Annotated in this window: 13 protein-coding genes; 7 read left to right on the top strand and 6 right to left on the bottom strand. The window is 59.4% G+C overall.

Annotation, left to right across the window (positions count from 1 at the left end):
- The first annotated feature begins 33 nt into the window (after positions 1-33).
- Positions 34-441, top strand: a complete 408-nt coding sequence (locus EK23_RS07440) for a septal ring lytic transglycosylase RlpA family protein (protein WP_045224728.1) — start codon at positions 34-36, stop codon at positions 439-441.
- Positions 442-460: 19 nt separating this feature from the next.
- Here the strand turns inward: EK23_RS07440 and EK23_RS07435 are convergent, their stop codons facing one another.
- The gene (locus EK23_RS07435; RefSeq protein ID WP_158002463.1) at positions 461-787 is read right to left on the bottom strand and encodes a DUF2845 domain-containing protein; all 327 of its coding nucleotides are present in this window, start codon (positions 785-787) and stop codon (positions 461-463) included.
- A gap of 104 nt (positions 788-891) precedes the next feature.
- On the opposite strand from EK23_RS07435, the gene erpA reads away from it, so the two are divergent.
- Together erpA and tyrS are read left to right on the top strand one after the other, a co-directional pair.
- The gene (erpA, locus tag EK23_RS07430; protein ID WP_045224727.1) at positions 892-1,233 is read left to right on the top strand and encodes an iron-sulfur cluster insertion protein ErpA; all 342 of its coding nucleotides are present in this window, start codon (positions 892-894) and stop codon (positions 1,231-1,233) included.
- Positions 1,234-1,348: 115 nt separating this feature from the next.
- Positions 1,349-2,548, top strand: coding sequence for a tyrosine--tRNA ligase (gene tyrS, locus EK23_RS07425; RefSeq protein ID WP_045224726.1), 1,200 nt, complete (start codon positions 1,349-1,351; stop codon positions 2,546-2,548).
- Between the two features lie 27 nt (positions 2,549-2,575).
- Here tyrS and EK23_RS07420 read toward each other — a convergent pair whose 3' ends face one another.
- Positions 2,576-4,378: an ABC transporter ATP-binding protein/permease gene (locus EK23_RS07420; RefSeq protein ID WP_045224725.1), complete on the bottom strand. Its 1,803-nt coding sequence runs from the start codon at positions 4,376-4,378 to the stop codon at positions 2,576-2,578.
- Between the two features lie 201 nt (positions 4,379-4,579).
- The gene (locus tag EK23_RS23250) at positions 4,580-4,813 is read right to left on the bottom strand and encodes a hypothetical protein (protein WP_145998591.1); all 234 of its coding nucleotides are present in this window, start codon (positions 4,811-4,813) and stop codon (positions 4,580-4,582) included.
- A 268-nt stretch (positions 4,814-5,081) separates the two neighbouring features.
- On the opposite strand from EK23_RS23250, the gene hypE reads away from it, so the two are divergent.
- Positions 5,082-6,101, top strand: coding sequence for a hydrogenase expression/formation protein HypE (gene hypE, locus EK23_RS07410; RefSeq protein WP_045224724.1), 1,020 nt, complete (start codon positions 5,082-5,084; stop codon positions 6,099-6,101).
- A gap of 28 nt (positions 6,102-6,129) precedes the next feature.
- Here the strand turns inward: hypE and EK23_RS07405 are convergent, their stop codons facing one another.
- Positions 6,130-6,531 (bottom strand): hypothetical protein, encoded by a 402-nt coding sequence (locus EK23_RS07405; RefSeq protein ID WP_045224723.1) that lies wholly within the window; start codon positions 6,529-6,531, stop codon positions 6,130-6,132.
- A 174-nt stretch (positions 6,532-6,705) separates the two neighbouring features.
- Here EK23_RS07405 and EK23_RS07400 point away from each other — a divergent pair, with 174 nt between their 5' ends.
- Positions 6,706-6,948, top strand: a complete 243-nt coding sequence (locus EK23_RS07400; protein ID WP_045224722.1) for a hypothetical protein — start codon at positions 6,706-6,708, stop codon at positions 6,946-6,948.
- A gap of 118 nt (positions 6,949-7,066) precedes the next feature.
- On the opposite strand, the gene EK23_RS07395 is transcribed toward EK23_RS07400, so the two are convergent.
- Complete coding sequence (locus tag EK23_RS07395) at positions 7,067-8,236, bottom strand: DUF4340 domain-containing protein (RefSeq protein ID WP_045224721.1); 1,170 nt, start codon at positions 8,234-8,236, stop codon at positions 7,067-7,069.
- Between the two features lie 299 nt (positions 8,237-8,535).
- On the opposite strand from EK23_RS07395, the gene groES reads away from it, so the two are divergent.
- Positions 8,536-8,826, top strand: a complete 291-nt coding sequence (gene groES, locus EK23_RS07390) for a co-chaperone GroES (protein WP_045224720.1) — start codon at positions 8,536-8,538, stop codon at positions 8,824-8,826.
- 47 nt (positions 8,827-8,873) lie between these two features.
- On the top strand, positions 8,874-10,496 hold the full coding sequence (gene groL, locus EK23_RS07385; protein WP_045224719.1) for a chaperonin GroEL: 1,623 nt from the start codon (positions 8,874-8,876) through the stop codon (positions 10,494-10,496).
- A gap of 180 nt (positions 10,497-10,676) precedes the next feature.
- Here the strand turns inward: groL and EK23_RS22405 are convergent.
- Positions 10,677-10,875 (bottom strand): transposase domain-containing protein (locus EK23_RS22405; RefSeq protein WP_145998590.1); only part of this gene is annotated, 199 nt, incomplete at its 5' end.

The raw sequence follows: 10,875 nt of genomic DNA, 5'->3' as shown, positions 1-10,875 counted from the left end.
GCTTGGATCAAGCACAGAATTTGGAGGTAATGGATGCAAACGAGACGATGGATGGCCCATTCCGTCATTTCGGTCTGCCTGGCTTCGGCGAGTGCCGTAGCCCATGCCAAACCAACGGCGCCGCGGGGTGGCGCGGGAAAGCAGGTGGGACTGGCGTCGTACTACAGTGACCGCTTCCATGGACGCCGCACCGCTAACGGCGAGCGTTACGACAAGAATCAATTGACCGCCGACCATCCGCACCTGCCGTTCGGGACAGTGGTGCGGGTCGTGAACCTGAGCAATCAGCGCAGCGTCGAAGTGCGTGTGAATGACCGGACGCGCCTGCCGAAAGGGCGTATTCTGGATCTGTCCAAGCGCGCGGCGCGCGAGTTGGGGATGGTGAACCGGGGGGTTGCGCGGATCGCCCTGGAGGTGTTATCAAGCAAGGGAGACTCGTGACAACGGGTGAGCTGAGCTCTCAGTCACCATAACCTAGGGTGCGCGAACCCACCACGCGGCTTCCCTCGAAAAGCAGGGTTTCCATGAATCGGTTCGGGCCAAAGTTGTAAGTCCATTCCTCCACGTTCACGGGAATCCAGCGCTCCTGCTCCAGTCCCGGGTTGCGTAGGCGCACTGCCCGGTACTCCACCCGGGTTTCCTTGAAGTAGGGTTCTCCGCACTTACGATAGACGTCCAACATGTGGTCTCCCTCCACGATGAGGGCCTGGCCGCAGCGCATCGCCATGGCCGACTGGGTCGTGCTCAAAAGGAGCAGTGCTGTCCCTAGGAAAAATCGCATTTTCATCAGCATACGTCCTTAAACTTGAGGTTGGATGGGAGCGGGTTATTCTTGACCAGCAAGCTTGGTATAACGATAATCCAGCACGTTAATCCTAAGAGACTCACGCCATGACTACGACCCAGGACCCGATCATCTTTACTGACAGCGCGGCCGCCAAGGTGAGCGAACTTATCGCTGAAGAGGGTAATGCCGAGCTCAAGTTGCGTGTCTATGTGCAAGGGGGCGGTTGTTCAGGTTTCCAGTACGGCTTTACCTTCGATGAGGTCGTGAACGAGGATGACACCCTGGTGGAGAAAAATGGCGTCACCGTTCTGATTGACTCCATGAGCATACAGTATCTCACCGGTGCCGAGATAGACTACAAGGACGATCTTTCCGGCTCGCAATTCGTCATCCGTAACCCCAACGCCACCACGACCTGCGGCTGCGGGTCCTCCTTCTCCGCCTAGTTCGGGGTCGTTTGAGGGGCGCCGCCCGACGGGCGAGCGCAGCGCGGGGCTTTTGCGCCAGAATCATTTAAAATCCCCGCCTTTACCCCCTTCTCACGAAAGCCGAGTAGTTGTGATGTCCACAGATGAGTCGTTGGCGCTGATCAAGCGCGGCGCAGAAGAATTGCTGCGCGAAGAGGAATTGCAAAAAAAGTTGGAGGAAGGCCGTCCCTTGCGGATCAAGGCTGGCTTCGATCCGACCGCGCCGGACCTGCATCTGGGACATACGGTGCTGCTCAACAAGCTGAAGCAGTTCCAGGACCTGGGCCATGAAGCCATGTTCCTGATTGGCGATTTCACCGGCATGATCGGTGATCCAACGGGCAAAAACGCAACCCGCAAGCCTCTGAGCCGGGACGAGGTGATTGAAAATGCCCGGACCTACGAGTCGCAGATCTTCAAGATACTGGACCCGGAAAAGACCCTGGTCATGTTCAATTCCAGCTGGATGAACGCCATGAGTCCGGCGGAACTGATCCAGCTGGCCGCGAAGCACACCGTTGCCCGCATGCTGGAGCGCGAGGACTTCAATAACCGCTACAGGACCGGGCAGCCCATCGCGATCCACGAATTTCTCTACCCGCTGATCCAGGGCTACGACTCTGTCGCCATGAAAGCCGATGTGGAACTGGGCGGTACCGACCAGAAGTTCAATCTGCTGGTGGGGCGTCAGTTGCAGGAGGCTTTCGGCCAGAAGCCGCAGGTGGTGCTGACCATGCCGATCCTGGAAGGCCTGGACGGGGTGCAGAAGATGTCCAAATCCTTGGGCAACTACATCGGCATCGCCGAGCCTGCCGAGGAGATGTTCGGCAAGCTCATGTCGATTTCCGACGAACTGATGTGGCGCTATTTCGAACTCTTGAGCTTTGTGCCCTGGAAGGAAATAGAGGGCTGGAGGGAAGCCTGCGCAGAGGGCGCCAATCCTCGAGACTGCAAGGTTCGATTGGGCCTGGAGATTGTGGAGCGTTTTCACGGTGCAGCGGCCGCCCGCGCCGCCGTGGACAGCTTCGAAGCGCGCTTCAAGCAGGGCCTGATTCCGGAGGATCTGGAGGAGCAGACCCGCCAAGTGCCCGAAGGCGGGTATCCTATCGCCAGCCTCCTTAAAGATCTCGGATTGACCTCGAGCACCTCCGAGTCAAACCGCATGATTCAGCAGGGAGCGGTGCGCATTGATGGCGAAAAGGTGTCTGACAACAAGCTCGTGCTGCTGCCCGGTGGGCCCCACATCATCCAGGTGGGCAAGCGCAAGTTGGCCAAGGTGTTGCTCGCCGCGTGAGCCTCAGTCCCTGATGACTGGCCCCGGTCAGGATGTGGCCGGGGCGATTTCCTCGAGAATCTCGCCGTCTTTCACCGCCTTCCAGGACCACGATCCATCCGGCCTGATTTCCAGCACGGATTCGTAGTTCTCCAGGCGATCGTCCGTGTCGCGGCGGCCGTGACGGTCGCGGCCGAGCGACAGGTAGGTGATGTCGTGTTTGCGCAGCATGCGCAGCATCTGCGTCACGTCTTCCGGATTCAGCGCAGTACTGATGCGGTCGAGGAAGGCAAAGTGCGGCCGGGCCAGCAGCAGGCGTGAGAAGGCCAGCATCTGTTGCTCGCCTAGTGACAGCAGTTCGTCCCAGTCCTGCTCCTCATCCAGTCCGCCGGAGCGCTGCACCAGAGGCATCAGGTCCATGTCGCGCAGTATCTCCAGCAACCGGTCGTCGCCCACTTCGGTTTCGGTCCCGGTGCGCACCAGGAGTTCGCGTAGTGTGCCTGGCGGCATGTAGGGCCGTTCGGGGAGGAAAAAGATCTGCTTGAACTCGGGGCGCACGATGCGGCCATGGCCATGCTCCCAGATGCCGGCCGTGGCGCGGAACAGGGCGACCTTGGCGGCGTCGTTGCAGCCCAGGATCAGGAGGCGGGTGCCTTTGGGAATGGAAACGCACAGATCGTTCAACAGAATCTGGCCCGACTGCGGCGAGATCAAGGTCAGGTTCTGGAATGCCAGAATACCTTCCTCCTCGCGCACCGAGATGATGGAATCGTCCTTGGCGGATTCACTCTGCGCTGGTTTCGCTGACTCATCCGGGGCAGGCCCGTCGCCATCCTGCAGGGCTTCGCCCAGGGAACCCACGCGTGCAATGACGGCGGCGAATGCCGAAATCGACTGGAAATTCGTAACAATCAAGGAGAACGCGCCGAGCAGTTGCGCGAAAGCCATGGCGGCCTGGGTGATCACGCCGAACTCCACCTCGCCCCGGATGAACAAGGGCGCGACGATGAGTGCCGGGATGATCTGGATCAGGTAGTTGTAGCCGGTGGTGAAAAAACCCAGGTTGCGGTTCACCGCAATGATGTTGCGGAAATTACTGATCAAGGCATCGAGATGGTTGAACAGCCGTACCTTGAGTCGCCTTTCGCGGTGCAGCAGCGCGACGGACTCAGCGTTTTCGCGCACATGGATCAGGTCTGCGCGAAAATTGGCTTCCTTGTCCAACTGGCTATAGTTCAAGCCCACCAGAGGCCGGCCCAGGCGCACCGTGAGATAGGATCCGCCCGCGGCGTACAGCACGGCCACCATGAACAGCAATGGGCTGATGCTCCAAAGCACCCCGGAAAAAGCTACCACGGTGAAGGTGCCATTGAGGAACATCAGGGTAAAGGAGAGGGTCGTGACGGTGAATGCCTTGATGTCATCGGCGATGCGCTGGTCGGGGTTGGCGATTTCCCCGCTGGAGTCCAGCCGGTAATAGGTACGGTGATCCAGGTACAGGGTGACCATGCGAGCCGTAAGCCATTCGCGCCAGAGCAATCCGAGCCGCTCCTCGCAAAACCGAAATAGCACGGCGGTGATGGTGGTGAGCGCGAACACACCCACGTAGATCATCGCCCAGCCAATGAAACCGCCCATGTCGCGGTTCTCGATGGAGGTAATGAAATCACGCCCCACATAACTGTTGACCACGTTGAGGCCATTGATGCCCACCATGCCCAACAGCAGCAGAAAGAACAGGGTTTTGGCTTTTCCGCCTACGGGTGAGGCGATGAAGGCCTTGACGCCGCCCAGCAACCGGTCCACGGTGAGGCGGTCGAGAGGAACATGCGGAAGGCTATCTGGCTTCATTGTCGTACCTTTTTTGTTATTTTAATCCGCTAGGGCAGGCGCACAGTGAGTCGGGTTACCCTCTGTATCGGCAGCGATGTACATCTTATTGGTAAAATTACTGAGGCTCAAATATAGGACGGTTCGCCGCGTTTCGCTCGGGTACGACCGCACAGTCCGCGACTGGGCACTGTGGGCAACTCGATGCTCAGTTGGGGGGAGTCAGACTTTGGGCGGCGGGTTTTCGCGTTTGGCTCTGGATTCTCGGAAAACGCCCAGGCCCCAGATTCCCCAGGAGGCTGTCTTCAGCATCAGCAAGGGCAGCGCCACGGTCTGCAGGCCCCAGACAACAATCGCCATCGCGCTTGCCCCGGAAATGCCCCACGCTATAATCCCCATGGGGCCGCCTATGGCCACGCGCAACCATCTGCCGAGTTTTTCTTTTATTTTTGCCATGTGGCAGACCAAGCCAAGGGTTAAGCAAAGTAACCTGGTACCGGGTCGGCCACTACATCTGGCGGGCGAAGCCCCGCCCGGGGCTTGGGTGGAGAGACTCGGTGAGTGGAGCTGTGACCCTGCGGCTGCGCATAGCGCAAGCGCCTCTCCGCCTCGATAGTGCGCGATCGTAACAATTCCGTCATGCCGACGCAAACGCGCCGCAGATCTCTCAGTAATTGACGCTATCCGCCATACTCCACCCATTCCCTCAGTATCGGAGACCCGGATGACCACGCCGCTTCAAGATAGGCATGTATCTCTTGCTCATGGCAATGGCGGGCGCCTCATGCGCGAGCTGATCGAGCACGTGTTTCAGCGCCACCTGGGCAACGATGTGCTGGACACTGCCGCGGACGCTTCCTGTTTGCCCGCGACTGAACTGTCCGGTGACTGGATGGTCACGACCGACGGTTTCACGGTCGATCCCCTGGAGTTTCCGGGCGGTGACATCGGCAGCCTGTGCATACACGGAACCGTCAATGACCTCGCGGTCTCTGGAGCGACCCCGGTGTATCTCACGCTGAACGCCTTTATCGAGGAAGGTGTACCGATGGACCTTCTGATCCGGGTCGTTGCCAGCATGGCGTGCGCGTGTCAGGAATGCGATGTGCGCATCGTGGCGGGTGACACCAAGGTTCTGCGCAGAGGGCAGGGTGGAGGCATCTATTTTGCGACGACCGGGATTGGCATCCGGCCGCCGGGACTGAACCTGGGGCTGGACTCGCTCCGGGAGGGCGATGAGCTGGTGGTCAGCGGAGCCGTAGGCGATCACGGCACGGCAGTGCTGCTGGCACGCGAGCAGTTCGGCCTTTCGGGGGACCTGATTTCCGACGCCGCCAGCGTGCTTCCCATCACCCGGATCCTTTGCGGCCTCCCCGGCTTGAAGTTCATGCGTGATCCCACGCGTGGGGGGCTGGCGACCGTGTCCCACGATATCGCCAAAGCTACCGGCCATACGGTTCGCCTGCAGGAAGCGATGATTCCGGTCCGCGACCCGGTGCGTTCCGTTTGCGAGATTCTGGGGTACGATCCGCTCTACCTGGCGAGTGAAGGCCAGGTGTTGGCCGCCTTTGCCCCGGGCGAAGGGTCAAAGGCGGTGCAAGCCCTGCATGCGGCCGGCTACATGGAGGCCGCGCAAATCGGGCGTGTGGAGGGTGAGAAGGCGCTGGTGGTGCTCGAGACGCCAATCGGCGGGGAGCGGGTCCTCAACGAACTGGAAAACGACCCCTTACCCCGCATCTGCTGAATCGGAGCGAGATGCTACCACGGCGGGATTATTGCTCGCCGGCGTGCTGCTCGATAGCGATACCCATGCAGCCCATGATGTGATCGGTGACACCGACTGCTGCTTCTCGAGCCTGTATGACGGAACCGAACAAATCCTTGTACTCATTGGTCGCGTTTTCCGCATCGGTAGGCGATTTGACCGCCACGAACTTGGCGTAGGCCTCGTAATATTTGGCACGCTTTGGATCGCCCGGGAAGCCTGGCAGGCTATCGGTAATCGCCTTGACGACGCAATCTGCCACTTCTGCTGGTTCGATCTTGTAGTCCTTCAGATCGGAGTCGTCTTTCAGCTTGGCTACCAGCGCCTCTTTCAGGCTGACCTGCTCGGGGCCGCCGCTGCAGGCACCCAGTAGCGTGGAGGTCAGCACGGCAATAATGATCTTCTTCATCGGATTCGAAACCACGTCAATCAGAATTCAAAAGCGCTATTATGCGGCTGATGCCGGCCCGCTGGCCAGAGATTGTGCCTTCAAGCAATGGATGATGTTGTTGCACTACAAGTTTTTCCCATCAGGTCGATAGCCTAATCGGAGCTGAGTTCGAACAGTTCCTGAGAGGTTGTTATGTTGACCAGCGCCATCGGGCAATACGGTTTGACCGCCGTGACGCGGGGGTTCAACCATGTGGATCAGGCAGCCGAAAAGATTGCCAAAGCGTCGATGGGAGTGGCGGTGGAAGGGAAACCGCTGGATCTGATCAAGCCGATTGTGGAATTGAAGGCCGCAGATCTTGAGACTCAGGCAGCCATCAAACTGCTCGACGTGGAGAACGAGACGCTTGGCACCTTGCTGAACGTCACTGCCTGAACGTTGAAACCGAGTGAGCCCACGCCGTTACGGCGTGGGCATCTTTTTTCGGACTTCCGCCAGCCGGGCTAGGGCCCGTGCAGCATCAGGCCACGGCATCAACGTACGGCCGCGCCACTCATCGGCGCTTTCCTTTCGCCTCTTTGGCAGCACCGGGCTTCGCCGTTTCATCCGAGAGTGTCGTCAGTTCGGCAGGTGGCACGAATCGGGCGCAGATCGTTTCAGGCAGGATGAATTCGCGCTCGCTGAAAAGTAGCTGCAGTTTTTCCGCGGCTCCTTCACTTTCCTGCAGGCGCTGCTGCAGGTCCTTGTCCGCATCCGTAACGGCCAGCGGCGCTTCCGCAGTCGGCTTGCCGGATGCCTGGAATGCTTTCTGTGTCTGATTTTGCGCCGACTTGATGAATGCCGTGGCTTCTTTTGGGCTGAACATGGCGGTCAGGTGTGCGTGGCACAGGTTTTCTTGGGTCCAGGCCTGGATTGTCAGGTTCAGCCCGTCGAAGGTGTCGTAACGCAGCGAATTGGCAGTGGCGGTGGCTTGCGTTGCGGGTACCACATCGATGAGGGTCAATCCGGACAAGGCCGTAGGCAACGCCCCGAGTGCGCCTGCCTCCAGCGCTTTGGACTGACGCTTCTCGCTCAGACGGAAAGCGGCGTCTTCAGGGCTGCTTCGTGACAGTCGCGAGGGCTTGACGCCAGTGCGGTCCACAGTGACGGCGGCGACGCGCTCGGGGGCGACGTCGAGGAGATTGTGGTCCAGCCAGAAAACCGGGTCGAGATTGATCTGCAGGTTGCCTTTGGCCAGCCAGGCCTTGCGATCCTCGGCACGTCGCACGAAGGTACCTTCGGTGGTGGCGTTACCGATGATCAGGCGAACGGGCGTGGAAAGGCCGGTCAGGACCAACTTGATCCCCTTGGCCTGCGCATTTTTGACGTCCTCGACACCAAGTTCTGCGTAGCGTTGCTCGACAGCGGTTTTCGCTTCCAGCAGGCGTGCGTCGGCCAGCTTGCGTAACAGGCCATTGATCGCGGCTGAATCGGCCGGGTAGCCTCCTTTCTGCGTCACTGTCCAGCCACCCGTGTCCCGCTTCAGGTTCAATACATCTTTTTCGCCGGCGGCGGTTACGGTGAGGCTGCGCACCTCGCTCAGGTGCTCGCGCAATTCTGGCAGTGCGAAACCGCGGCCGGTTTCTGCGACGTTGCGGGAAACTTGCGAAATGGTCATATAGGCCATGCCCGCCAGTATGGCGACACCAACCCCCAGTACCAATTTCGAACTGACATCACTCATGGGATGACTCCGGCTTCTTATGGTTTGCGGCAGTTTATCATTCTCGCCGGTCCCTGCCCCAGCGATAAGGCATGCTGGCACAAGACCAAAGCTCGATTCCTGGGGTTGGTTCGGCCGGAGTTTCAGTGTCCCGCCGCACAAGGCGCTCGTGACCGGTGCACTCCAAGCCGGTGCCGCCCGTTCGGTCGGACGACCCCTTGAAATCCTCCAGCGGCGTCCCTAGATACGGCGGGACGCTGAGTGCAGCGTGCAGGTTTATGTTTTTGCATATGTTCTTATTAAAGCGAGGTGAGTAAGACATGAATATCCGTCCCCTGTATGACCGCGTCGTCGTAAAGCGCTGGGAGGAGGAAAAAACTTCTCCGGGCGGGATCGTGATCCCGGACACTGCGAAGGAGAAACCCATCAAGGCGGAAGTCATTGCCGTGGGTAATGGCAAACTGCTGGACGATGGCGAACTGCGTCCCTTGTCGGTGAAGTCGGGTGACAAAGTCCTGATCGGGAAGTACTCAGGCACCGAGGTCAAGCTCGACGGTGTCGAGTACGTCATTCTGCGTGAAGATGACATCATGGGCGTTTTGGACGCCTGAGGCCTGCGAAAAGAATCACCGTATTGGATATGTGGAGGTAATCAGACATGGCTGCTAAAGAAGTCCGCTTTTCAGATGATGCCCGTCACCGCATGCTCGCCGGGGTGAACATCCTTGCCGACGCGGTCAAGCAAACCTTGGGTCCCAAGGGCCGCAACGTGGTCCTGGAAAAGAGCTTCGGTGCGCCCACCGTGACCAAGGACGGCGTTTCCGTGGCCAAGGAAGTGGAACTGAAAGACAAATTCGAGAACATGGGTGCGCAGATGGTGAAAGAGGTCGCCTCCAAGACCTCCGATGTGGCCGGCGACGGCACCACCACCGCCACCGTGCTGGCTCAGGCCATCGTCCGCGAAGGCCTAAAGTCGGTTTCGGCAGGTGCCAATCCCATGGACATCAAGCGCGGTATCGACCAGGCGGTTTCCGCTGCGGTCGAGGAATTGAAAAAACTTTCCAAGCCCTGCGCAGGCAGCAGGTCCATTGCCCAGGTGGGAACCATCTCCGCCAACGCCGACGAGTCCATAGGTCAGATTATCGCCGATGCCATGGACAAGGTGGGCAAGGAAGGCGTGATCACGGTGGAGGAGGGGTCTGGCCTGCAGAACGAACTGGATGTAGTCGAGGGCATGCAGTTCGACCGCGGCTATTTGTCGCCGTACTTCATCAACAACCAGGAGACCATGAGTGTCGAACTGGATGCACCCTACATCCTGCTGCACGACAAGAAGATCCCCAATATTCGGGATCTGATTCCGCTGCTGGAAAAGGTGTCCAAATCCGGAAAATCCCTGCTGATCGTCGCTGAAGACGTGGAAGGCGAGGCCCTGGCTACCCTGGTGGTCAACAACATGCGCGGCATCCTCAAGGTCTGCGCGGTCAAGGCGCCTGGGTTCGGTGACCGCCGTAAGGCCATGCTGGAGGACATAGCCATCCTTACCGGCGGCAAAGTCATTTCCGAAGAAGTGGGCCTGAGCCTCGAGAAGCTCGATCTGGCCGATTTGGGCAGCGCCAAGAAAGTGCAGATCGGCAAGGAAGATACCACCATCGTCGATGGCAGCGGCGATCACGCTGCCATCAAGGCGCGCGTCGAGCTGATTCGCCGGCAGATCGAGGACTCGACTTCGGATTATGACCGCGAAAAGCTGCAGGAGCGTGTCGCCAAATTGGCCGGCGGCGTGGCTGTTATCAAGGTCGGAGCCGCCACCGAAGTGGAAATGAAGGAGAAGAAGGCTCGGGTCGAGGATGCGCTGCATGCAACCCGCGCCGCGGTGGAAGAAGGCATCGTCCCGGGCGGTGGCGTAGCCTTGCTGAGGACCTTGACTGCGCTCAAAGGTCTGCAGGGCAAGAACCACGACCAGAGCGTCGGGATCGGGATTCTGCGCCGCGCCATCGAAGAACCGTTGCGCCAGATCGTTGCCAACGCCGGCGAAGAAGCATCCGTGGTGCTGGCGAAAGTGCTGGAGGGTTCCGGTACCTTCGGTTACAACGCGGCCACGGGTGAATACGGCGACATGATCGCCATGGGCATTTTGGATCCCACCAAGGTGACCCGCTCCGCGCTGCAGAATGCCGCGTCCATCGCCGGCCTGATGCTAACCACGGAGGCCATGGTGGCTGAACTTCCCAAGAAGGAAAAAGCGTCCCTTCCGACAGGCGGCATGGACGACTATTGATCTTCCCTTTTCCCTTGCCCCATCAAGCCCCGCCATGTGCGGGGCATTTTTTAGGAGCCCGGAAGGGTGCTCGCAGCGGTTGCTTGCGATTCATTCTGGTTGCGAGGCAATGCGGATGCAATGTAAGCGCGTGGCGATCCCATGTTGACGCAATCCGGAATCGGATCGCGCTTGGAGGAACTAAGCGGGAGCGGTTTCAAGCTGCCAGCGATGCGGCAGAAGTTCATGAATCCGATGGGCGGGTTGCGTCGGAAGTCGCGTGAGCACGTCTTTCAAATAGACGTAGGGGTCGTGACCATTGAGTTTCGCCGACTGGATCAGGCTCATGATGGCAGCCGCGCGCTGACCGGCACGCAGACTTCCGGCGAATAGCCAATTG

This window comes from Methyloterricola oryzae, from assembly GCF_000934725.1.
GTDB classification, from domain to species: Bacteria; Pseudomonadota; Gammaproteobacteria; order Methylococcales; family Methylococcaceae; genus Methyloterricola; species Methyloterricola oryzae.
This window is presented reverse-complemented; position numbering and strand designations above follow the sequence as displayed.